Here is a 22,195-nt window from a genome sequence, read left to right as displayed (position 1 = left end):
CGTCGGCCCTCGCCCTCGTCGTACGGCAACGCGGCGGGGGCGGACAAGACCCCCCCGCCCCGGCCCCCCCCCCCCCCGGCCCCCCCCCCCCCCCCCCCGGGCCCCCCGCGGGGGGGGGGGGGCGGGGGGGGGGCCGGGGGGGGGGGGGGGGGGCCCCCCCCCCCCCCCCCCCCCACGGCGGCTGGGCTCAGGCGCGGGTGTAGGTGGTGACGCCGAGCGCCGCCCGAGCCGGTCCGGGGGCAACATTCTGCCGTGGGGGAGCGGCGGCGGTGGCCGTAGGCTTCGTCGGACATTCGATGATCGTGGGAGAGGTAGGCGTACCGGTGACGACTCGTATCGCGGTGTTCGGGGCTGGCTCCTGGGGCACCGCGTTCGCCATGGTCCTCGCCGACGCCGGGGCCGAGGTCACCCTCTGGGCGCGTCGCCCCGAACTGGCCCAGGCGATCAACACCACCGGCACCAATCCGGAGTACTTTCCCGGGTTCGCCCTGCCCACCGGGATCACCGCGACCGCCGACCCGGCCCGGGCGGCGGCCGGTGCGCGGTTCGCGGTGCTCGCCGTACCGTCGCAGACCCTGCGGGCCAACCTGGGTGCCTGGGCGTCGGTCATCGCCGAGGAGACGGTGCTGGTCAGCCTGATGAAGGGCGTCGAACTCGGCACCACCCTGCTGATGAGCGAGGTCGTCGCCGAGGTCACCGGCGCCGGGCCGGGCCGGATCGCGGTGGTGTCCGGGCCGAACCTGGCCGGTGAGATCGTGCACCGCCAGCCCGCCGCCTGCGTCGTGGCGTGCCGGGACGCCGACGTCGCCCGGGAACTCCAGCACGCCTGCCACACCGGCTACTACCGGCCGTACACGAACACCGACGTGGTCGGCTGCGAGGTCGGCGGCGCGGTGAAGAACGTCATCGGTCTCGCCGTCGGCATCGCCGACGGGCTCGGTCTCGGTGACAACACCAAGGCGTCGCTGATCACCCGGGGACTGGCCGAGACCACCCGGCTGGGTCTGGCGATGGGCGCCGACCCGCTCACCTTCGCCGGCCTGGCCGGCATGGGCGACCTGGTCGCGACCTCCTGTTCGCCGCTGTCACGCAACACCGCCTTTGGGGTCAGCCTCGGCCGTGGCCTGACGGTGGCGCAGACCGTCGCCGCCACCGCCCGCACCGCCGAGGGTGTCACCTCCTGCCGGTCGGTACGTGACCTCGCCCGCCGCCACCGCGTGGACATGCCGATCACCGAGATGGTCGTCGACATCGTCCACGAGGGGAAACCGCCCCGGCTGGCGGTCAAGGAGCTGATGTCCCGGTCGGCCAAACCCGAACGCCGCTGACCCGCGTACGAACGGTGGTCGTCCGGGCCGCGCGGGTGGCACACTGGCGATCATGACTTCGGGCACGGTCGACGCGGCGGCGGCCGGCACCTGGCGACTCGGGGACCTGACCGTCAACCGGCTCGGGTTCGGCGCCATGCGCCTGACCGCGAACGCCGACGGCGGCCCGAGTGACCGGGAGCGGGTCCTGACGGTGCTGCGCCGGGCGGTCGACCTCGGGGTCAACCACATCGACACCGCCGCGTTCTACTTCTCCCCGCTGCGCTCCGCGAACGAACTGATCAACCGGGCGCTCGCGCCGTACCCGAAAGACCTGGTCGTCGCGACCAAGGTCGGCCCGGGCAAGGACCCGTCGGGTCAGTGGCTGCCGCCGGCCCGGCCGGAGCAGCTACGCGGTCAGGTCGAGCAGAACCTGCGCGAACTCGGCCGTGACCACCTCGACCTGGTGAACCTGCGGGTCCACGGCACCGAGTCAATCGGCGAACGGTTCGCCGCCCTGGCCCGGCTGCGTGACGCCGGGCTGATCCGGCACCTCGGCGTCTCCAACGTCACCGTCGACCAGCTCACCGAGGCCCAGTCGATCGCCCCGGTGGTCTGTGTGCAGAACCGGTACGGCGTCGACACCCGGCGCCACGACGACCTGCTGCGCCTGTGTGGACAGCGGGGGGTGGCGTTTGTGCCGTTCTTCGCGATCGCCGGCACCGGGCGGGAGGCGGGTGCCGGTCACGGTGACGACGACGAGGTGCGGGCGGTGGCGCGGGCGCACCGGGCGAGCACCGCTCAGGTACGTCTGGCGTGGACCCTCCGGCAGGGGCCGCACGTGCTCGCCATCCCGGGCACCGGAAATCCCGACCACCTCGTCGCCAACGTCGCCGCCGCCGCGTTGTCCCTGTCCGACGACGAACTGGCCCGGCTCGGAGCCGTCCCACCGGGTTGATCAGGACCGTGGTCGTCCGCCCGGCCGGTGCCGGCGGATGTCCGACAGCACCTGGTCGTTGTCGACGAACCGGATGCCGGTGATCCCGACGGCTTCGGCGCCCGCCACGCAGGCGGCGTTGTCGTCGACGAACAGCTAGTCGGCCGGTTGCCCGCCCAACGTGCGCAGGATGTGGGCGAAGTACCTGGGGTCGGGCTTGCGGTAGCCGACCCGGTGCGACAGGAACGAGCCGTGTACCCACCGCTGGTCGCCGTGGAGCAGCTCGACGTGGGCGCCACGTAACGGCTCCTGGTTCGATGCCAGGTAGACCCGGCCGAACCCGAGATCGGGCACCGTATCCCGCAGGGTGTGGTTGAGCGTGATGTTGCCGGTCAGCCACCGGCGTAGGAACGCCGCACCGGTCAGACCCTCGACGTGGTCGGCGAGCACCCGGTCGGCGACCCGTACGAAGTCGCCGTCTCCGACGAGGGTGCGCAGGTAGCCCGGGTCGTCGAACAGGGCGTCCTGGAAGGCCAGGTATCCGTGCCGCCAGCGGTGCTCACGCTCGATCGCCTCGACGAACCCGGGATCGGGAAACTGGAGGACACCGTCGACGTCGAGCAGCAGGACCCGCACTCTCCGACCTCCTGACTGATCTGATCGTGTTGGGCGGTGTCGGCACGGCTTGCGGGGGGCCGGGCGGGCCCGGCCCCCCTCTTTTTCTACTCGTTGCCGGCGATCACGGTGAACCTGAATCCGGCGCTGGTCGGCCGACGCAGCGGGATGTCGCACTTGATCCGGCGCAGCACCTCGTTGCGGCTGAACCCCAGCCCGTGCGCGATGAGCCAGTCCGGACGTACGGGCACCGGGTCGGCGAAGACGACCTCCACCTGGACCGGCCACGCCTGGTCGACCGGTGCCGGTGGGGTGTCCAGCCGCCAGGCGTCCGTCCAGTCCAGGGCGAACCGGTTACGCCGGGCGAGCAGCGGGTCCAGCAGCCGGGACGCCACCAGTTCCGGGTCGTTGACGCCGTAGCCGTGCAGCTCGGCCGGATCGAAGGAGCTGACCGGTGTGCGTTCGTGCACGGTCAGCTTGCTCGTCCGGTCGCAGGTGACGCAGCGGACCAGCAGCCACACGTCGAGCAGCTTGCCGTTGGCGTTGACCCGGAACCTGCCCTCCCCGGTGGTGGCCGACTCCGCTCGGCAGTCGACGCACCGCTTCGACAGCAGGGGCAACCTGGTCCGGCGAACGACCCAGGGCAGCACGATATGAGGATGTGAAGACATGAACTCTCCAGACCTGACACGAGGCCGATTGGGCGCGGCCTCAAACGCTGTAGGACCGGGCGCGCGCAGAAGGGCAGCCCGGTAGAACCGACGGGAGGTCGGCTACAGGTGAGCGAGAAACGGTGTCAGGTCTAAAGAGCGGGCGGGGTCACGCGGTTTTGTCCTCTGTCCTCACGGCGACGGGCCGCAGGCAACGTACGGGAAGCGGCAGGCGGGCTCAACCGGTTTTCCGTACCACCCGGACTTGCCGGGCCGGTCGTCCTATCCGACGTGGGCGAGGAAGAAGTCCCGTACGTCGTCGGCGAGCAGGGTCGGCACCTCCATCGCGGCGAAGTGGCCGCCGCGTTCGAACTCCGACCAGTGTCGGATGTCGTAGAGCCGTTCGGCCAGCGGTCGCACCGACTGGGTGATGTCGTACGCGAACACCGCCACGCCGACCGGCACCGGGCACGGCGCACCCCCGCGCGGTGTCTCGCGGGACAGTCGAGCCGAGGAGGCGGCGGTGGCGGTCAGCCAGTACAGCGAGACGTCGGTGAGGATCCGCTCGTCGTCGACCGGCGACCGGGGGTCGGTCCAGTGTGCGAACCGTTCGGCGATCCAGGCCAGCTGGCCGACCGGTGAGTCGGTCAGCGCGTAGCCGATGGTCTGCGGGGTGGTGGCCTGCAGCGCCTGGTACGGCGGACGGTTGGCCATCAGGTGTCTGATCTTGTCGAGCCGGGCCTCGTCGGTCGCCGACAGTGCGACGTCGGTCTCCGGGTCCGGTCGGGTCGGCAGGTAGTTGACGTGTACGCCGACGACCCGTTCGGGTGCCACCGCGCCCAGCGCCATCGAGATGCCTGACCCGAAGTCGCCACCGTGCGCGCCGTAGCGCTCGTACCCGAGACGGCGCATCAGCTCGGCCCAGGCCCGCGCGACGCGGACGACGTCCCAGCCGCGCTCGTGCGTCGGCCCGGAGAAGCCGAACCCGGGGATCGACGGGATCACCAGGTGGAAGTCGCGCGACAGTGGCTCGATCACGTCGAGGAATTCCAGGAACGAGCCGGGCCAGCCGTGGGTGAGGATCAACGCGAGCGCGTCCGGCTTCGGAGACCGTACGTGGACGAAGTGGATGTTCTGGCCGTCGATCTCGGTGGTGAAGTGTGCGAGTTCGTTGAGTGTGGTCTCGTGCGCGCGCCAGTCGTAGCCGGTGCGCCAGTGCTCGACCAGTTCCTTGAGCCGGGTCAGCGGGAAGCCGTAGTCCCACCCGGCGTCGAGGACCTCGTTGGGCCATCGGGTACGGGAGAGCCGGTCGGTCAGGTCGTCGAGGTCGGCCTGGGGGACGTCGATGCGAAACGGCTTGATCATGGCGTCAACTCCGAGGAATCCGTTCCGAGCCCAAATGTTCGGGCGGCTAACGTTTGGCACCCAAACGATACTCCAATCATTGGTCCACCCAACGACTCGTTAGGCTTGTCACATGCAGAACCCGTCGGACCCGACACCGAGCAGGTGGGAGAGCCTGCCCAGCTGGCTGCTCACCCAGACCGGCAACCACGCGCACCGGCTGGTCGCCGAGGGGTTCTCGTCCGTCGACGCCCGCGGCTACCACTACCGGCTGCTGGCGACGCTCCAGGACTTCGGCCCGGCCAGCCAGGCTGCGCTGGGCCGCCGCAGCGGCATCCACGTCAGCGACATGGTCGCGACCGTCAACGAACTCGCCGACCGCGAGTACGTCGAACGCGCCCCGGACCCCTCCGACCGGCGGCGCAACGTCATCTCACTGACCACGGCGGGCAGACGGCAGCTACGGCGGCTGGAGGGCCGGCTGGCCGAAAGCCAGGACGAACTGCTGGCTCCGCTGTCGGCCGAGGAGCGACAGCGCCTGACCGAGCTGCTGTCCAGGCTGTTGGACCACCACAACCGACGGACCAGCACGCCCGACGAGCCGTGGCGCTGACCGGGAACGCGCCGCCAGCGTGAGGCCGCCGCTCTCGCGGGGCACCCCGGCGCGGCCGGCGGACACCGCCGGGACGGCAGGCCGGGGGGTCGCCCGCTACCCGGCCCGGTGGTTTGGCACCGCGAGGGCGGGTGCGGGCTCCTCGCGTACCGGTGCCGGGTCGACGAGGGCGACCAGCACGACCAGACCCGCCAGGCAGTAGGCGGCGCCCTGGGTGGCGATGACCGGCACGATCCCGACACGTTCGGCGAGTACGCCCGCCGCGAGGGTTCCGATCAGCATCGCGGCGCCGCCAGCGGCGGCCGTCGCCCCGAACACCCGCCCACGGTGATCGTCGTGGGTGGCGTTCTGGAAGATCGTCATTCCACCGGCGGTGAGGAACGCGACCGGTAGACCGACGACCGCGATGAGCACCGGCGCGGGCCAGAGCACGTCCGTCACCAGCGGGTACAGGAACAGCACCAGGTCCAGCGCGCCGAAGATGACCGCGCCCCAGCCGAACATCGCCCGGGGCGCGAAACGGTGCGCGACCAGTGTCGCGACGAGACCGCCGACGAGACCACCGACCGCCTGGGCCGCCATGATCAGTCCGAAGGCACGGGCGTCGCCACCGAGCACGTCGCGGACGAAGGGGGCGATCAGCGTGCCCATCGTCGCCTCGCCGACACCGGTGATGACGGTGAAGGTCAGGAAGACCCTGAGAGGCCGGCTGGACCATGCGACACCGATGCCCTCGGCCCATTCCCGCGTCGCCGTCGCGGGCCTCGCCGCACCGGCCGTGCGGGGAGCGCGGAGCAGCCACAGCAGCGTCGCCGCGACGGCGAACGTCACCATGTTCACCAGGCCCAGCAGGGTGATGCCGCCGACACCGGCGACGAACCCGCCCAGTGCGGCCCCGACCAGGCGAGCGACGTCACCGGCCTGGGCGTTGAGGGAGTTGACCGTGACCAGGTGCTGGTGCGGCACCAGGGACGGCACGAGCGCCGCCTCGGCCGAGGCGAAGAACGGCGCGAGGCAGGCCTGCATCCCGATCACCAGGTAGACCAGCCAGATCTGGCCGGCTTGCTGCACCACCAGCAGGGGGAGCAGGGCGAGCAGCATCAGCAGGTTGGTGGTGACCATGCTGGCCCGACGGTCCCAGCGGTCGGCGTAGACACCGGCGACCGAGCCGAGCACGATCTGCGGCAGCAGCGAGGCCAGGACCGATCCCGCGGAGGCGAGGGTGGAGCCGGTCAGGGCGTAAACCTGGTAGGCGAGCCCGGTGCGCAGGATCCAGTCGCCGGTGAGCGAGATCAGGTTGGCGGCCAGCAGCAGCCGCAGGTCGCGGTTGTCGCCGAGGATCCGCCACAACCGATGCACGTCACCCGCCCGAGGGCGTCGCGGGCAGGGGTGCGGCCACGAGCGTCAGGTTCACCGGTACGGCGTCGGCGGGCCGCTTGCCGGCGTCGCCGAGCGGACGTCGCTCGGCCAGCGGGGTCACCAGTTCGTCCCACCGCTGCTTGAGCTCGGTGAACTCCTCGAGCGTCAGGTAGAGCAGCGACTGGGAGACCCCGACGTGTTCGGCCCAGCCGGGATCCTCGTCGGCGCGGCGTTGCTGCCAGTCGGCAAGTTGGGCGCCGGCCTGGTCGACGAGGAAGCGGTCGAGCAGTTCGATCGGCTCCCACGCCTCCGGTGACCCGTCGGCCGCCTCGAACCGGTGCGAGACGGCCGTGACCCGCCACGGCCGTTCGCGGTTGTCGCCGGCGTCGGCGGGTTCGACGAAGCCGTACTTGGCGAGTTGGCGCAGGTGGTGGGAGGCGAGTGCCTGGCTGACGCCGAGTTGCCGGGCGGCGCCGGCGGCGGTGACGGAACCCTCCCGGCCGACGAGGGCGTGCAGCTTGAGACGCAGCGGATGGGCGAGTGCCCGCAGCGCTAGCGGGTCACGGACGACCCGCCGTACGGGGCCAGACTCCAAGGACATGTTTGGAGTCTGGCCCCGGTGCCCGACAGATGTCAAACGAACACTTGGGGTTGCGCTCGGGTTGTCGTCGCTGCTCGACACCCTGCGCGGCCGGCTGAGCGGGATCGACGAACGCATCGACACGCTCGTCCGTTCCCGCCAGGCCCTCAACGACTACATCGAGGTCACCGAAGGGCGCGTGTCACCGGGCCACGGCGAACAGCTCAGAGGTTTCTGACGAAGACGATCGCGTCGATCTGGTCGGTGGTCGCCGGGTCGAGCGAGGAATACGTGTAGTCGGCCGGGACCCGGGCCGACACCGTCCGGTCGAGACGGCCCGGGTCGACGACGGCGCGGGCGTACGGAAGCGTCAACAGTGACCCTTCGATGGTCCCGGGGTCGGGGACGTCGCGGCCCCGGGACCCGAACGTGGTGGCGACAAAGGCGTACTCGTCGCCCAGACGGGAGCCGACGATGGCACCGGCGCTCCACCACCGCAGCGGCAGACCCCCCAACCGCAACTGACTCCTGCTCCGCTGCAGGTGACTGTTGTGCGCGAAGGCGAGGGTGGGGCCGCGCCGGGCCTCGTGGCGCACGATGGCCTCCAGGTTCTCGGCCATCATCGCGTCGCGCTGACACATCAGGTTGTTGACGCGGTTGGGCGCGGCGTCGGCCAGGCCGGCGTGGTAACGCAACAACCCGGCGGCCGTACGTCCGTGCAGGTCGGCCAGCCACCAGCGCTCGGCCGACGTGCCGGCGACCAGGTGCGGGGCGTACGCGGTGAGCAGTGCGCGCAGGTCGTCGGCGATCAGACGTAGTCGCCCGACCTCGGGGGCGTCGCCGATCGACCGGGCGGGATCCACGAGAGCGTCCGGATGGGTCCAGCGTTCGTCGGCGCCGAGCAACTCGTCGAGGGTGTCCCGGCCCCAGGGCAGGTCGAGGTCGGCGGTCGCGAGGTAGTCGTACAACGCGGTCAGGGCCGGGCGGGGGCTGGCCGCGCCGGTCATCTCCAGCGGGGCGTCGAAGCCGTAGAAGCGCAGCCGCTCCTCCCGGGGACGCCGCTCGTTGTGGGCGCGCATCCAGCGCAGCAGCTCACGGTTGGCGGCCGAGGCGCCGAAGCCGTGGCTGAAACCACCGTCCATCGCCTCGTCGAGGGTCCCGACGCCGTCGACCACGTACGCGTCGGCGACCAGGGCCATCAGACAGTCGCTCTCGATGGTGACGGAGCGGTAGCCCTCGTGTTCGACAAGGTGCCGGAAGAGGTCGTTGCGCAGTTCGAGGAAGGCGTCGACACCGTGGGTCGGCTCGCCGAGGCCGAGCAGGCGGATGGTGGGGGACAGGAGCGCGTTGAGGGCGCCGCCGCTGAAGGGACGGGCGGCGGCTTCGGTCAAGGCCGTCATACATTAAACCCTATCGTTGAACCCTCTGTGTAAACTTTGGCTGCATCTCCGGCTTCTGACGAGGACGTACCTTCAAATGCGGTTGCGGCCCATAGACCTGGCGCGCGAGCACGGCCTGTCCACCCAGGCGGTGCGCAACTACGAGGAGGCGGGCTTCCTGCCGCCGGCCGAGCGCTCGCCGCACGGCTACCGGGTCTACGCCCCGCGTCACGCCGTGGCGCTGCGCACGTTCCTGGCGCTGATCCCCGCGCACGGCCACGCCACCGCGGGGGCGATCATGCGAGCCGTCAACGACGGCGCGGTCGAGCGGGCGCTACTGCTGATCGACGACAGTCACGCCCAGTTGGCCGGTGACCGGCGCACCCTCGAGGCCGTCGAACGGGCGCTGCGCGACCTGGTGCCGGCCGCGCAACCAGAGCCGGGTACGACGTACATCGGGCCGCTCGCACGCCGGCTCGGGTTACGGGCGGCGACGTTGCGCAAGTGGGAACGGGCCGGGCTGGTCGTCCCCCGTCGCGACCCGCACACCGGTTACCGCGTCTACACCTCGTCCGACGTACGCGACGCGCTGCTGGCCCACCAACTGCGTCGCGGCGGACACGGGCTCACCCAGATCGCGCAGGTGCTGGAGCAGGTGCGGACGGCGGGCGGACCGGAACCGCTCCAGGCGACGCTGCGGCAGTGGCGCGACCGGCTGACCGCACGCGGCCTGGCGATGCTGGCCGGCGCCGGCGCGATCAACACCTATCTGGGCACGTCGTAGCGTCTCGTCCGACCGACGTCGGGGTCATCGGTACGGGTGCGCGAACCCCGTCCACACCGCCCCGCCCCCGGCCCCGATCCCGACGTTGGCACCGGCACCGATTCCGACACCGGTGACCGGCTGTCCGACCGTGTCCCAGCCCTGGTCGGGCCGGCGCCGCCGACCTTCCACCGGGCGGAGGGTCGGCGACGCCGAGCCGGTGCGGCGTCCCGGCGACTTAGCTGGTCCGGTACCAGTCCACGCAACCCCAGGCGACCCAGCCGGTGGCGCCCCGGTACGTCGCCCTGATCCAGTAGTTGCTCTTGCGGCAACCGGAGACCGAGTACGAGCCGCCCTCGCTGGCGGTGCAGCTCGCCGTGCCGCGCTGGCCCTTGTTGATCTGGCCGAGCGGGGTACTCGTGACCGACTTCGCCTTCCGGATCTTCACCGCACCCACCCCCGACCTGGGCGTCACGTAACACGCGTTGGGTGAGGTGTCGGCCCGCGCGACCGCAACCGGGGCGGTGTGCGTACGGTCCGGCGCGGCCTGCACCGGTGCCGCCACGAGCAGCGTGCCGGCGATCGTGGCCAGTGTGACGGTGCTGGTCGCGACGATGCTGGTACGGCGGATACGTCGTCCGTTCATGTCCTGCGCTCCTCTGTCCTCGGGGGAACCGGTGCTCGGGGAACCGGTGCTCGGCGGATCCGAGCTCTCCGGCTGCGAGTACAGCGGCGCGGGCAGCGCCGACACGAACTTCTCGGGCCGACGTCGGACCGAGTTCGGACCGACGTGGACGGCACAATCGCCCTGTGGACAAATCCGACAACACGTCCCCGTCCGAGGCGATCGGGTTGATGTGGGCAGCGGTACGCCGGGCACTGGCGGACGCCGGAGACCCGTCACCGGCGCGGATCGAGCAACTCTCGGTGGAACTGCCGGGGGTGGACCGACTCTCCGACAGCACCGTCAGCGGCTGGTTCGAGCACTGGAGCGCCGTACCGGCGTGGAGCAGCTTCCACACGTTGATCGTCTGCCTGGACGCCGAACGGGCCGAGGACTGGAAGGCGCTGCACACGGCCGCGCTGACCGAGCGGAACCGCCGCCGGACCCGACGCGGCACCACGAAGGAACCCGGACGTACGCCGACCGGACCCCAGCCGCCCACCGCGACCGAGCCGGCCAGCGAGCCCCAGCCGACCGGCGTGGGACAGCCGCGCCGGCGTCGGGCACTGTCCGCCGCCACGGCGGCCGGTGCCCTGGTCAGCACCGCGGCGGTCGTGTTCTTCTGGCAGTGGCCACGGTCGCAGGGCGAACCGTCGACCGCACCGACCACGTTGTCCGCGCGCACCTGGCCGGCGAAGGTCGCCAACACCTGGTCGGCGACCCAGACGGAGTGGAAGGGCTTCAGGGGGAGCAGCGTCTACGGCGACCCGTACGAGACCGGCCGTGGCTCCAAGGTCGGCGCGTACGAGGAGGGACGGGCGATCCAGGTCGCCTGCCAGGAACGCGCCGGGCGACCGATCACCGACCCGAACCGCGACCTCACCTCGCCCGTGTGGAACCGGCTGGTCGAAGGGGTCTGGATCCCGGACCTGTACACCGACCTGCCGACGTCCGAGGGGCCGACCCCACCGCTCGGCATCCCGCCCTGCCCCAGGCCGTCGCCCTGAACGCGGTCCGCATCCCCGAATCGATCCGAGGATCGGAAGCGCCGGCGGTGGTGACGACAAAAGAAAAGGCAAGGAGATCAAGCACTCCTCGCCACTTCTAATGTATATCGCACCCGGGGCCTTGCGGCAAGACCCGGGTGGTGCCGCACAATCGTCGGTCGAAGCACAGAACCTGTGGAAATCAGGCGATCCGTGAAGTATTTCGGGTATGTGGGTCGCCCGCCCGTACGGCACAGGTGGCCGACGCGCAACCCGCCGAATGAGGGGTCTCATGATTGACGTGATCGTTGCCGGCGCCGGACCGACCGGTCTGATGCTGGCCAGCGAGTTACGGCTGCACGACGTGCACGTCGTCGTGCTGGAACGGGACACCGAGCCGACCAGAATCGTCCGCTCGCTCGGCCTGCACGCGCGCAGCGTCGAGGTGATGGACCAGCGCGGTCTGCTGGACCGCTTCCTCGCGCACGGCCAGCAGTACGAGCTGCGTGCTCACTTCGCCGGCATCATCAAACCGTCGCCGGAACGCATCGACACCGCGCACCGTTACATCCTCGGCATCCCGCAGCCCGTCACCGACCGGCTGCTGACCGAGCACGCCGCCGAGGTCGGCGTCGAGATCCGGCGCGGCAGCGAACTGGTCGGGCTGCGCCAGGACGACGACGCGGTCATCGTCGAACTGGCCGACGGCACGCTACTGCGCTCGCGTTACCTCGTCGGCTGCGACGGCGGTCGCAGCACCGTACGCAAGCTGCTCGGCGTCGGCTTCCCGGGCGAACCGACCACGGTCGAGACGCTGCTGGGCGAGATGGAGCTGACCGCACCGGCGGAGGAGGTCGCCGCCGTGACGGCCGAGGTCCGCAAGACCCAGCTCCGGTTCGGGGTCGGACCGATCGGGGACGGGTTGTACCGGGCCGTGGTGCCCGCCGCGGGGGTGTCCGAGGACCGTACGCCGCCGACGCTGGAGGAGTTCAAGCGGCAACTGCGAGCCACCGCCGGTACGGACTTCGGCGTGCACTCGCCCCGCTGGCTGTCCCGCTTCGGCGACGCCACCCGCCAGGCCGAACGGTACCGGGTCGGACGGGTGCTGCTGGCCGGCGACGCGGCGCACGTCCACCCGCCACTGGGCGGGCAGGGGCTCAACCTCGGCGTCCAGGACGCCTTCAACCTCGGCTGGAAACTCGCCGCCGAGGTCAACGGCTGGGCCCCGGACGGGCTGCTCGACAGCTACCAGACCGAACGTCACCCGGTCGCCGCCGCCGTACTGGACAACACCCGCGCCCAGACGGAGCTGATCTCCCTCGAACCGGGGCCGCAGGCGGTACGCCGGCTGATGTCGGAACTGATGGACTTCGAGGACGTGAACCGGTACCTGATCGAGAAGGTCACCGCAATCGGGATCCGGTACGACTTCGGCGAAGGGCATGACCTGCTCGGCCGCCGGCTTCGGGACGTACGGCTGAAGCAGGGACGCCTCTACGAGCTGATGCACGGCGGTCGCGGCCTGCTGCTCGACCAGACCGGCCGGCTCTCGGTAACGGGCTGGGCGGACCGGGTCGACCACGTCGTCGACGTCAGCGAGGAGTTGGACGTGCCGGCCGTGCTGCTGCGGCCGGACGGCCACGTGACCTGGGTCGGCGACGACCAGCGGGAGCTTCTCGACCACCTGTCCCGGTGGTTCGGCGCCGCCACAGCCTGAGCGGCTGGCCGTCGAACCGAGGACGCGGGCGGGTCGCCCGGTGGCGGTCAGCTTTCCGCCAGGGCCGCGCCGAGTGGCGTGTGCTCGTACCGGACGGCCCGCCCGGCGCGGGTACGGGTGACCAGACCGGCGTCGCGCAGCACCGCCAGATGGCTGCCGACGGTGCCCAGGCTGAGGCCGAGCTGCGCGACGAGCTGTGTTGTTGTCGCGGGCACGTCCAGCGCGCGCAGCACGTCCGCGCGGCGTGGGCCGACCAGCCGGCTCAGGGCCTCACCGCCCGGTGCACGCGGCACGGGGCCGAACAGGTCCGCGATGCCCCGGGCGGGATAGACCAGGGCGTACGGCCACGGCGGCTCGACGTAGCTGATCAGAGCGCCGAAGACTGTCGGCATCAGCAGCAGGCCCTTGCCGGCCAGCCGGTGCCGGTCCCACCCGGTACGCGAGCCCGTGCGCACCTCGATGGTCCCGGTCTGCCCCTCGGAGCGCCAGCTCACCCGCGAGTCGAGATCGGACAGCGCGGCCGCCCAGCCGTACATCGCCAGGTGCCCGGCGCGGCGGACCAGGTCACGCTCCAGCACCGCCCGCAGCCTCGGCCAGTCCGGCTCGACCAGCGTCTGCCAGCTCGCCTCGAGCGCGTCGGCGAGCTGGGTGACCACGTCGGGGGCGTCGAGGATGCGCTGCACGTAACGTGGTGGCGTCCGCAGTCCCACCAGGTTGCGGGCCAGTTCCAGGCGCGCACGGCGCAGCGGCGTGGCACGTACGGCGGCCAGTTCGGCGGCGAAGTCGCCACCGGAGCCCGACGGCGGCGGGTGGATGAAGTCGGCGTTGTAACCGCCGCGACGGAACAGCGCCGTCAGCGCCCCGACGGCGGGAGCCTGCCGGCGCAGCCGCTCGTACCGTGGCGCGATGCGCTCGGCCCACGGCCGGAGCGGGCCGGCGGCCTGTACGCCGGCCGCGACGCGCAGCGCCTGCATCGCCTCGCCCAGCGGTGAGATCGCGTAGCGGGTACGCGCCACGTCGACGGGTCCCACCTCGATGGCCAGCATGTTTTGCCTCCACGCGAAAGCATAGTCACCGTGGCCGGACTGCCCCGATGCTGTCGACCATGACCACCACGTCCGTCGTCGCGCCACGCCCGGCCACCTACCGCGAGGTGTTCGCGGTAGGTCAGTTTCGCGTGCTGTTCGGCAGCTACACGCTCTTCCTGATCGGCGAGACGGTGCGGATGCTCGCACTCTCCGTGACGGTCTACGCGGCAACCGGGTCGCCGCTGATGTCGGCGCTGGCGTACGCGGCGGGCTTCCTGCCGTACGCCCTGGGCGGCACGTTGTTGCTGGCTTTCGCCGACCGCTGGCCCCCGCGTGCCGTCATGGTCGGGTACGAGGTGCTGCGCGCCGTGGTCAGCGCGGTGCTCGCCGCCGGGCTGCTGCCGGTGCCGGCCATGTTGGCGCTCGTGTTCGTCACGGGTCTACCCGGTGCCGTCGCCTCCGCCTCACGTGCCGCCCTCCTGCCCGACCTGCTGGACGGCGACCACTACGTGCTCGGCCGGGCGGTGTTCTCAATGGCGGCCGGCGGCACGCAGGTGCTCGGCTTCGCCGCCGGTGGCATGCTGATCGTCGCTGTCGGCGCCCCGGGCGCGCTCTGGATCACGGCCGCGACCTGCCTGGCTTCGGCGGCCCTGCTGCGACTGCGCCTGGCCGACCACCCGTGCCGCCGCACCGGCGGTTCGGCCGGCGTCAGCGAGACCTGGCGGGTGAACCGGGCCCTGTTGCGCCGGCCCACGGTCCGGGCGCTGCTGCTGGCGCAGTGGCTGGCACCGGCGCTGATGGTCGGCGCCGAGGGCGTGCTGGTGCCGTACGCCGAGCGGGTCGGCGCGCCCGACGCGGCCGGGCTGCTGTTCGCGGCGGTCGCCGCCGGGATGTTCGCCGGCAACCTGATCGTCGGCCGCCTGGTGTCCCCGGCGGGCCGGGAGCGGCTCGCCGGCCCGCTCGCGCTCGCGCTCGGACTGCCGCTGCTGGGGTTCGCGCCGCATCCGGGACCGGCCTACGCCGCCATCCTGATGGCAGTGTCCGGGTTCGGCGTCGCCTACCAGCTCCCGCTGGCCCGCAGGTTTCTCCACGCGGTGCCCGAGACGCAGCGCGGTCAGGCGTTCGGTCTGCTGCTGACCGGAACGATGACGTTGCAGGGTTTGGCGGCCGGGGCGGCTGGCGCGCTGGGCGAGGCGGTGGCCCCGGGGCTGGTCGTCACACTGGCCGGTGCGGCCTCGGTCATCGCCGCGCTGATGTCCTGGCGAACGCTGTCGCCGCCCCGGCGCCCCTGATCGCGGCCCCGCGTGCCCGACAGAGGCGAACGCTGTCGCCGCCCCGGCGCCCCTGATCGCGGCCCCGCGTGCCCGACACCGGTCGGGCGCTCGGAAGGAATACCGGGTCGGCCCTCAGAGACCCGCCGCCGGGTCAGAGACCCGCTGCCACCGCGGCGCCGAGCCCGAGCAGGACGACGCCGGTGGTGACGCTGACTCCCCGCAGTACGGTCGGCCGCGACACCAGGGCGCGTCCTCGGCTGACGGCCCAGGTCAGCAAGGTGTACCAGGAGGCGGTGACGAGCGCCCACAGGGCTCCCAGGGCGACGGTTGACAGGAACACCGGGCCTTTCGAGGTCACGAACTGGGGCAGCACCGAGATGGCGAACACGCCCGCCTTCGGGTTGGTGAGGTTGGTGATCAAGCCGGTGAGGTATCCGCTCGCGAAGCCGGTGCCGCGCCCGCCCTCGTCGGAGGGGCGGGTGGAGACGGTGGTGGTGAGCGCCGTCCGTAGCGTCTTCACCCCGAGGATCATCAGCACGATGCCGCCCGCGATCCGCAGCACCGCGTACGCGGTGGGGCTGGCCAGCATCACGGCGGACAGCCCCAGCGCGGCGGCCGTGGACCACAGCAGGAAACCGCTGGCATTGCCCGCGAGCGTGCCTCGGAGCGTACGTTGGCCGCCTTCGAGAACCTGCCGGATCATCAGGGCCTGGCTCGCGCCTGGCAGCATCGCCAGCAGCAAGGTGGTGGCGACGAAAACGGGTACGTGCGTGGGCATGGCAAAGAACCCCTTCCGGGGGGTGCGGCCGATGGGTGTACGACCAGGCTTCCTCTTCTCCGCCTTGAAGAGAAGTTAAAAGAGAAGGTGCAGCGTTAGCATCGGTGAATGCTGGTGGATCCGGGACAGCTTCGGCTTCTCGCGTTGATCGAGCGGTACGGCTCCCTGACGGCGGCGGCTCACGCACTCCAACTCACGCCTGCGGCGATCACCCAGCAGGTGGCGAAGGCCGAACGCGACTGGCAGGTGCCCCTGGTCATCCGTGGTCCTCGCGGAGCGACGCTCACCGCGGCCGGTGCACTGCTCGCCGCTCACGGCCGAACCGTGGAGGAGGCGTCGGACAGGGCCGAGGCGGAACTGGCCGCCCTGCTCGGCCACCTCTCGCTCCGCCTGCGGATCGGGACGTTCCAGGCGGCTGCCCTGCATCTGCTGCCACCGGCCCTGACGACCCTGCGACACCGCCATCCGGACGCCGACGTCTCCGTCACAGACGTGGTGTCCGGACGCGGGGCGGACGAGATCAGCGCCGGGCGCCTGGACGTGGCGATCGTCGCGTCCTGGGGCACGCCGCTCGCGCCGCCCCCACACGTACGGGCCCACCCGCTCCTGCTGGACCCGATGGTCGTGGTCCTTCCCGATGACCATCCACTGGCCACCGGGCAGCCTGCGGACACCGAGCTTCACCTGGAACAGCTCCGCGACGAATCGTGGGTTTCCATCCTGGCCGGCCATGCCGCCCGGGAGCAGTTCCACGACGCTGCCCGCGAGGCCGGTTTCACTCCCACCGTGCGGTTCGAGACCGAGTCCTACGACGTCGCCCAGGCCCTCGTCGGCACGGGCATCGCGGTGGCCCTGGTCTCGCGCCTGGCCCTGACCCATGCGCCCGGCACCACTCACCGCGAACTGGCCCACCCCCGGCCGCACCGCCAGATCTTCGCCGTGACCAGGTCCGACGCCAGCCTCACCCCACTCGCGGACCTGCTCGTCGACCTCTTACGCGATGTCGCCCGCGACATCACCGCCACCTGGGAGGCTCCCGCGCGAGAAGAACAACGTTCGCCGAACCCACCGCACGGAGCAGGGTCGGACCGCCGAACTCGCGTCCGCTGACCACCCTGCTCTTAACCCGCATACCGGGCAAGTGGTTGCATCGACGTACCGCCAGACCTAGATCCCGTGACGTGGACCTTTCCCGTCTCGGCGCGCCGACCGGTCCGATGGTCCGGGTCCACGGCGGGTTCGCCAACCGGATGTACCGGCTCGACACCGATGAGGGATCATTCGCGGTGAAGGAGTTGGACCTCCTCGACCGCCGCTGGAGCTACCGCGCCGAGGACGTGTTCGGGTTCGAACGGGCGGCCTTCGCCGCCGGCATCCCGATGCCCGAGCCGATCGCGGCGAGTCACCACACGCTCGTCCACCGGTGGGTCGACGGCGAGACGATCCCCGAAGCACCGGTGCCGGCGACGTACGCGGCCGTCGTGGGGTCCAAGTTGGTTCGTGTTCGTGGTCGGCGGCTGGCTGGGGCACACGAGGTGGAACATCCTGCGCTGCCTCGCCGGTGTCGAGCAGAGCACCGGCCCGGACCTCGCACTGTCCCACGAGTCCGTACGCAACGGCGTGCGCGGCCTCCCCGTCCTGTTCGGCCGACTTGCGCAACTGCAGGAGTTGCTCGTACGCCGGTGACTCTGCCCCTGCGCTGATCCCATGGCGGGCAGCTCTCTCTCATCACGTGGCTGGTCCCGATGCGGCCCGTGCTGCGGATCAGGACTGGGACGCCACGGTGAGCTTCGCGATGTCGGGGGCGTAGACGGTCATCCAGTGCGGATGTAGCCGGTAGTAGACCACGTCGTTCTCCCAGTCGAAGAGGTCGTCGTCGTAGAAGTCCTTGAGGTACGCGAGCAGGTCGGGCCAGTCCGCGGCCAGCTCGCCGTCCTGGGGGTTGAGGATCTCCACCTTGCCGTGCGTGAACACGCCTAGGTCCTCACCGCGCATGTGCGCGGCGCTGACGGCGGGCCGCGCCGCGAGATGGCGCGCCTTGGCGGCGTTGCGCGCCGTGCCAAAGTGCCACTTTCCGTGCAGGAAGTGCCCGTCCGCACCGCTGATCCGTGGCTCGCCCTTCGCCGTCACGGTGGACAGGGCGAGGGTGCGCATGCCGGTGAGGACCTGGGTGAGCTGCTCCGCGGTCAGTGTGCTTTCAGCCTTGATGATCGAGCGGAGGTGCGAGGTGGAGCGGGAGAGGGAGGCGTCAAGGAGGGCCTGAAGCTCTTGGAGGTCTTCTGAAGTTTCGCGCATGGAGATCCTTATCCATCCCATATGTATCGTGGTGCCCAGTCCGCGCCATCGGCGTCGACCGGTGAAGCCATACTCGACGCAAAGTCTGACACCTTGTGTCATATTTTTTTCCTTTGTCTTGCGGACGTCACCGCCCCGGTAATCACCGGCAGGATGCCCGGCCACGGATCCCCGACGGGACGCGAGCGGAGACGCCGACGGCCGAGCCCAACACCACCTACCAAGATCCACTATCTGCCCCCTGGTGTCGCCGTTCTCGCCAACACCCCGGTAGCGCCCGCCGTCAGCCCACGCTCCACGTCGTTACCTGCCGCCGCCTCCCGGTGGTCAACTTCGGCGTCGAGCTGCGGCATCACTTTCACCGAGCAGGCCGTACACCATAACTGTCATTATGGTGTAGGGCGTTTTGTCCAAGTTTGACCGTGCGGGCCGCTGGACCCCTATTGCCGTATTGCATTAATTAATAATTCGATAATCCGGCCCGGGTGTTCGCCCCCGATGGCCGAGGTGTCGGAGCGACTCGCCGGATCCGGTGTTGACCTTCGTGTTGGTTGAAGCCCCAGCATGGGCGCTGTGAGGGAACACGACGACCGGATGACGATCGGGACGTTCGCGCGGGCCGCGAACGTCACCACGAGCGCGCTGCGGTTCTACGACGACTGCGGTCTCGTACGACCCGACGAGGTCGACGCGGTCACCGGCTACCGGTACTACTCCATGGACCAGGTCGAGGAGGTCGTCCTGATCCGCCGGCTACGGGAGGCGGGACTGCCGCTGGGAGACGTACGGCGGTTACTGGCGGGCCCGGTGGAGGTGGCCGAGGAACTGCTGACGGCTCACCTGCGCACGATGGAGCGGGCGGTCGAGGTCGCCCGCGCCAACGCGAGCACCGCTCTGGCCATGATCCGGGACCAGGCGGGCGACCACGTACGCCTTTCCGGGCGGGTGCTCGCCGAGGCGATCGGGCAGGTGGCTCCCGCCGCCGACACGACGGGTGAGGTCCGGGTGCTCGGCGGGGTGCTGATCGAGGCTACGACGGGTGAGCTACGCCTGGTGGCGACCGACCGGTACCGGTTGGCGGTCAGGTCGGTCTCCGTCCGGGGGCGGCGACGAACACCGACGGCGGTGGTCGTCGGCGCCGGCGAGCTCGATCGGGCACGGCCGTGGATCGGCGAGCAGGACAGCGTACGGCTGCACCTCGCCGAGTCCCGTCTCCGTCTGGACGCCCCCGGCGGGGAACGGACGTTGCCAGCGATCGGGGAGACGTTCCCCGCCTACCGGGTCGTCCTCGACGACCTGCCCGAGACCCCGACCCGGGTGGTCGCTCCCCGCAGGCTGCTGCTGGCCGCGCTCGGCGACGACCCGCGGGCACGCCTCGACCTTGCCGTCGGCGACGACCTGACCGTCAGGTCGTCCGTCCGTGACCGGCCGGCGGTCACCGTCCCCGCCGACGTCGTCGGCGGACCGGTGGCGATCAGTTTCCAGTTCACCACGCTGCACCCGGCCGTACAGGCCGGCGTCGGCCCCGACGTGATGTTGCAGATCGGTCGACCCGATCTGCCCGTGGTCGTCCGTTCGGCCGACGACGGCGATTTCACCACCCTGGCCATGCCCGTGAGGGCAACCGCCCCGTCCCCGTGACAAGAGACCCATGACAAGGAGAACAGTGAACCAGCCCAGCCCGACCGTGCCCGACGAGATGATGACGAGCATCGGCGCCACCGTGGAACTCGGCCGATCAGGACAGAAGGCCCAGGCCCGCGAGGCCCTGACCGCGCTCTGGGACCAACTCGGTGCCGACGGCGACGCGTTCCACCGCTGCACCCTCGCCCACTACCTGGCCGATTTGCAGGACACCACGGAAGCCGAACTGGTGTGGGACGAGCGGGCCCTGGCGGCCGTCGCCGATCTCACCGACGAACGCGCCCAGCGGTACCTCTCCTCGCTGCAGGTCCAGAACTTCCTGCCGTCGCTGCACCTCAACCTCGCCGACTGCCACCGCCGCCTGGGCAACACCACGCTGGCCCGAGAACACCTGGTCACCGCGGAAGACCTGGTCGGGCACCTGCCCGACGACCAGTACGGCGACCTGATCCGTGGCGCGATCCGACACGTCGCCGAAGCCCTGGAGACCGGTTCGACGGAGCGGCTCGATTCCCACCCGTCCTCCCGGGGCTGACAGTGTGGTGGGGCCGGGACCGTCACCCGCCCGGCTCCCACCGCCGTCGTGGCCGTCGGCGCGGGGTAGCGTCGTCGGATGGCGGAGCCCATGTCGGAAACACGGCGGACGTACGACGCGATCACCGCCGAGTACGCCCGCAGCAAGTCGTCGGTCGACCCGCACGTACGCGACGACGTGCGCGCGCTGGCCGTGACCGTACCGCCGGGGAGCCTCGTCGCCGACGTCGGCTGCGGACCGGGGCAGGAGATGACGATTCTGCGCGAGCACGGGTTCCGGGTGGTCGGGTTCGATCTCTCCCTCGGCCAGCTCCGCACCGCCCGGCTGCCCGGGGTCGCGCAGGCGGACATGCGTCACCTACCACTACGCGTGGGTGTGCTCGACGCCGTCTGGTGCCAGGCGGCGTTGCTGCACATTGCCCGCCGCGAGGTCCCGGTGGTGCTCGCCGAGTTCGCCCGTGTCGTACGCGTGGGCGGGGCGCTCTTCCTGAGTGTGGCCGAGGGCGACGGCGAGCAGTGGGAGACGGCGGATCGGTACGGCTCCACCCACCGACGCTGGTACACCTACCACCGGCTCCCGGACCTGGTCACGCTGCTGGACGACGCCGGTTTCGAGGTGGGTCGGCTCTGTCGGGTCGCCGGCCACCGGGACTGGCTCTGCCTGCACTGCCGCCGGGTCGCGCGGTAGGGCGTACCCGGCGGGGCGGCTCAGGTCGGCCGGGATGTGCGGCTGCGGGCGACCAGGTCGCGGGCCGCCTGCGGCCAGTCGGGACGGTCGAACGTGAAGCCCGCGTCGAGCAGCCGTCCCGGGACCACCCGTCGGCTCTTGAGCAGCAGTTCGGTGTCGCTGCGCAGCAGCCACGCGCCGATCTCGGCCATCCAGGCGGTGGCCGGCAGGCCGACCCGTACGCCCGCCGCCGCCCGCAGCCCGGCCATGAACTCCTGGTACGGCAGCGGTCGGGGTGAGGCCAGGTTGAACGGCCCGGTGAGTTCGTCGTGGGTGAGCAGGAACTCGACAGCGCGGACGAAGTCGGCGTCGTGGATCCACGACATGTACTGCCGGCCGCCGGCGACCGGGCCGCCGAGACCGTAGCGGGTCATCCGCCACAGCAGGTCGAACGCCCCGCCCGCGCCGGGGGCCATCACGATGCTGGTGCGCAGCGCCACCCGCCGGGTGTTCGGGGTCGGCGCGTCGAGCTGTGCCCGTTCCCACCGGCGGGCGATGTCGACGCTGAAGCCCCAGTACGCCGGCACCTCCTGCTCGGCGCCGCCGATGACCCCGGTCGTCTCGTCGTTGGCCCGGTCGTGGCTGTGCGCGTAGATGGTGGCGGTGCTCATCTGCAACCACACCTTCGGTGGTGTGGCCGCCTGGGCGATCGCCGTGCCGACGATGGTGGCGGAGTCGACCCGGGAGGCCATCATCTCGTTCAGGTTGACCTCGGTGTATCGGCAGTTCACGCTCCGTCCGGCCAGGTTGATCACGGCGTCGGCGCCGTCGATCTCGGCCATCCACGGCCCGGCGTGGCGGCCGTCCCAGGCGACCGTACGCGCGCCGGGGACGTTCAGGTCCGTACGGCGGCTGACGATGACCACGTCGTGCCCGGCGCGGCTGAGTCTGTCGGTGAGTAGCAGCCCCAGTTGTCCGGTGCCACCCGGAATGACGATCTTCATCGTGTCGTCCCCGTTCCCGGTCGGTGCGTACGCGCGGCCCCGCCGGTCGCGTACCCG

General features: G+C 71.1%; 24 protein-coding genes. 13 read left to right on the top strand and 11 right to left on the bottom strand.

What is annotated here, in order from left to right; genetic code table 11:
• Positions 1–323 precede the first annotated feature (323 nt).
• Both ACI2K4_RS06130 and ACI2K4_RS06125 read left to right on the top strand, forming a co-directional pair.
• On the top strand, positions 324–1,328 hold the full coding sequence (locus ACI2K4_RS06130) for an NAD(P)H-dependent glycerol-3-phosphate dehydrogenase (protein WP_404509136.1): 1,005 nt from the start codon (positions 324–326) through the stop codon (positions 1,326–1,328).
• Between the two features lie 52 nt (positions 1,329–1,380).
• Positions 1,381–2,265, top strand: coding sequence for an aldo/keto reductase (locus tag ACI2K4_RS06125; protein WP_404509134.1), 885 nt, complete (start codon positions 1,381–1,383; stop codon positions 2,263–2,265).
• 135 nt (positions 2,266–2,400) lie between these two features.
• Here the strand turns inward: ACI2K4_RS06125 and ACI2K4_RS06120 are convergent, their stop codons facing one another.
• The 3 genes from ACI2K4_RS06120 to ACI2K4_RS06110 form a co-directional block, all read right to left on the bottom strand.
• A complete protein-coding gene (locus ACI2K4_RS06120) occupies positions 2,401–2,880 on the bottom strand; it encodes an HAD family hydrolase (RefSeq protein WP_404509133.1) in 480 nt (159 codons plus the stop codon).
• 86 nt (positions 2,881–2,966) lie between these two features.
• Positions 2,967–3,509, bottom strand: a complete 543-nt coding sequence (locus tag ACI2K4_RS06115) for a DUF1062 domain-containing protein (RefSeq protein ID WP_404509132.1) — start codon at positions 3,507–3,509, stop codon at positions 2,967–2,969.
• A 282-nt stretch (positions 3,510–3,791) separates the two neighbouring features.
• The gene (locus tag ACI2K4_RS06110) at positions 3,792–4,874 is read right to left on the bottom strand and encodes an epoxide hydrolase family protein (protein ID WP_404509131.1); all 1,083 of its coding nucleotides are present in this window, start codon (positions 4,872–4,874) and stop codon (positions 3,792–3,794) included.
• 112 nt (positions 4,875–4,986) lie between these two features.
• Between ACI2K4_RS06110 and ACI2K4_RS06105 the strand changes: the two genes are divergently transcribed.
• On the top strand, positions 4,987–5,466 hold the full coding sequence (locus tag ACI2K4_RS06105) for a MarR family winged helix-turn-helix transcriptional regulator (RefSeq protein WP_404509130.1): 480 nt from the start codon (positions 4,987–4,989) through the stop codon (positions 5,464–5,466).
• Positions 5,467–5,562: 96 nt separating this feature from the next.
• Here ACI2K4_RS06105 and ACI2K4_RS06100 read toward each other — a convergent pair whose 3' ends face one another.
• Both ACI2K4_RS06100 and ACI2K4_RS06095 read right to left on the bottom strand, forming a co-directional pair.
• Positions 5,563–6,825, bottom strand: a complete 1,263-nt coding sequence (locus tag ACI2K4_RS06100; RefSeq protein WP_404509129.1) for an MFS transporter — start codon at positions 6,823–6,825, stop codon at positions 5,563–5,565.
• Position 6,826: 1 nt separating this feature from the next.
• Positions 6,827–7,426 (bottom strand): ArsR/SmtB family transcription factor, encoded by a 600-nt coding sequence (locus ACI2K4_RS06095; RefSeq protein WP_404509128.1) that lies wholly within the window; start codon positions 7,424–7,426, stop codon positions 6,827–6,829.
• 61 nt (positions 7,427–7,487) lie between these two features.
• On the opposite strand from ACI2K4_RS06095, the gene ACI2K4_RS06090 reads away from it, so the two are divergent.
• Entirely contained in the window at positions 7,488–7,643 is a 156-nt protein-coding gene (locus ACI2K4_RS06090; RefSeq protein ID WP_404509127.1) for a hypothetical protein, read from the top strand.
• Here the strand turns inward: ACI2K4_RS06090 and ACI2K4_RS06085 are convergent.
• The gene (locus ACI2K4_RS06085) at positions 7,630–8,805 is read right to left on the bottom strand and encodes an erythromycin esterase family protein (RefSeq protein ID WP_404509126.1); all 1,176 of its coding nucleotides are present in this window, start codon (positions 8,803–8,805) and stop codon (positions 7,630–7,632) included. The genes ACI2K4_RS06090 and ACI2K4_RS06085 overlap by 14 nt on opposite strands.
• 76 nt (positions 8,806–8,881) lie before the next feature.
• Between ACI2K4_RS06085 and ACI2K4_RS06080 the strand changes: the two genes are divergently transcribed.
• Positions 8,882–9,568 (top strand): TioE family transcriptional regulator, encoded by a 687-nt coding sequence (locus ACI2K4_RS06080; RefSeq protein ID WP_404509124.1) that lies wholly within the window; start codon positions 8,882–8,884, stop codon positions 9,566–9,568.
• Positions 9,569–9,785: 217 nt separating this feature from the next.
• On the opposite strand, the gene ACI2K4_RS06075 is transcribed toward ACI2K4_RS06080, so the two are convergent.
• On the bottom strand, positions 9,786–10,193 hold the full coding sequence (locus ACI2K4_RS06075) for a hypothetical protein (RefSeq protein WP_404509123.1): 408 nt from the start codon (positions 10,191–10,193) through the stop codon (positions 9,786–9,788).
• A 164-nt stretch (positions 10,194–10,357) separates the two neighbouring features.
• Between ACI2K4_RS06075 and ACI2K4_RS06070 the strand changes: the two genes are divergently transcribed.
• A complete protein-coding gene (locus ACI2K4_RS06070) occupies positions 10,358–11,218 on the top strand; it encodes a hypothetical protein (RefSeq protein ID WP_404509121.1) in 861 nt (286 codons plus the stop codon).
• Positions 11,219–11,489: 271 nt separating this feature from the next.
• Entirely contained in the window at positions 11,490–12,914 is a 1,425-nt protein-coding gene (gene rox, locus ACI2K4_RS06065; RefSeq protein ID WP_404509120.1) for a rifampin monooxygenase, read from the top strand.
• Between the two features lie 47 nt (positions 12,915–12,961).
• On the opposite strand, the gene ACI2K4_RS06060 is transcribed toward rox, so the two are convergent.
• Entirely contained in the window at positions 12,962–13,957 is a 996-nt protein-coding gene (locus ACI2K4_RS06060) for a DUF5937 family protein (RefSeq protein ID WP_404509215.1), read from the bottom strand.
• Between the two features lie 62 nt (positions 13,958–14,019).
• On the opposite strand from ACI2K4_RS06060, the gene ACI2K4_RS06055 reads away from it, so the two are divergent.
• Positions 14,020–15,234 carry an MFS transporter gene (locus ACI2K4_RS06055; RefSeq protein ID WP_404509119.1) on the top strand — a complete coding sequence of 405 codons (1,215 nt, stop codon included), beginning with the start codon at positions 14,020–14,022 and terminating at the stop codon, positions 15,232–15,234.
• Between the two features lie 133 nt (positions 15,235–15,367).
• Here the strand turns inward: ACI2K4_RS06055 and ACI2K4_RS06050 are convergent, their stop codons facing one another.
• The gene (locus tag ACI2K4_RS06050; protein ID WP_404509118.1) at positions 15,368–15,994 is read right to left on the bottom strand and encodes a LysE family translocator; all 627 of its coding nucleotides are present in this window, start codon (positions 15,992–15,994) and stop codon (positions 15,368–15,370) included.
• Between the two features lie 108 nt (positions 15,995–16,102).
• Between ACI2K4_RS06050 and ACI2K4_RS06045 the strand changes: the two genes are divergently transcribed.
• Both ACI2K4_RS06045 and ACI2K4_RS06040 read left to right on the top strand, forming a co-directional pair.
• On the top strand, positions 16,103–17,104 hold the full coding sequence (locus ACI2K4_RS06045; RefSeq protein WP_404509117.1) for a LysR family transcriptional regulator: 1,002 nt from the start codon (positions 16,103–16,105) through the stop codon (positions 17,102–17,104).
• Positions 17,105–17,494: 390 nt separating this feature from the next.
• Positions 17,495–17,680, top strand: coding sequence for a hypothetical protein (locus ACI2K4_RS06040; protein WP_404509116.1), 186 nt, complete (start codon positions 17,495–17,497; stop codon positions 17,678–17,680).
• Positions 17,681–17,758: 78 nt separating this feature from the next.
• Here ACI2K4_RS06040 and ACI2K4_RS06035 read toward each other — a convergent pair whose 3' ends face one another.
• Positions 17,759–18,289 (bottom strand): pyridoxamine 5'-phosphate oxidase family protein, encoded by a 531-nt coding sequence (locus ACI2K4_RS06035; RefSeq protein ID WP_404509114.1) that lies wholly within the window; start codon positions 18,287–18,289, stop codon positions 17,759–17,761.
• Positions 18,290–18,853: 564 nt separating this feature from the next.
• Between ACI2K4_RS06035 and ACI2K4_RS06030 the strand changes: the two genes are divergently transcribed.
• From ACI2K4_RS06030 to ACI2K4_RS06020, 3 genes are all read left to right on the top strand, one after another.
• Positions 18,854–19,930: a MerR family transcriptional regulator gene (locus ACI2K4_RS06030; RefSeq protein ID WP_404509113.1), complete on the top strand. Its 1,077-nt coding sequence runs from the start codon at positions 18,854–18,856 to the stop codon at positions 19,928–19,930.
• 58 nt (positions 19,931–19,988) lie between these two features.
• Positions 19,989–20,468 (top strand): hypothetical protein, encoded by a 480-nt coding sequence (locus tag ACI2K4_RS06025; protein ID WP_404509214.1) that lies wholly within the window; start codon positions 19,989–19,991, stop codon positions 20,466–20,468.
• Between the two features lie 78 nt (positions 20,469–20,546).
• Positions 20,547–21,155, top strand: coding sequence for a class I SAM-dependent methyltransferase (locus ACI2K4_RS06020; protein WP_404509112.1), 609 nt, complete (start codon positions 20,547–20,549; stop codon positions 21,153–21,155).
• Positions 21,156–21,175: 20 nt separating this feature from the next.
• Here the strand turns inward: ACI2K4_RS06020 and ACI2K4_RS06015 are convergent, their stop codons facing one another.
• A complete protein-coding gene (locus ACI2K4_RS06015; protein WP_404509111.1) occupies positions 21,176–22,138 on the bottom strand; it encodes a TIGR01777 family oxidoreductase in 963 nt (320 codons plus the stop codon).
• Positions 22,139–22,195: the final 57 nt, after the last annotated feature.

This window comes from Micromonospora sp. NPDC050397, assembly GCF_044901685.1.
In the GTDB taxonomy this organism is placed as follows: domain Bacteria; phylum Actinomycetota; class Actinomycetes; order Mycobacteriales; family Micromonosporaceae; genus Micromonospora_G.
The sequence above is the reverse complement of the archived record's forward strand: the minus strand, read 5'-3'. Positions and strand labels throughout refer to the sequence as shown.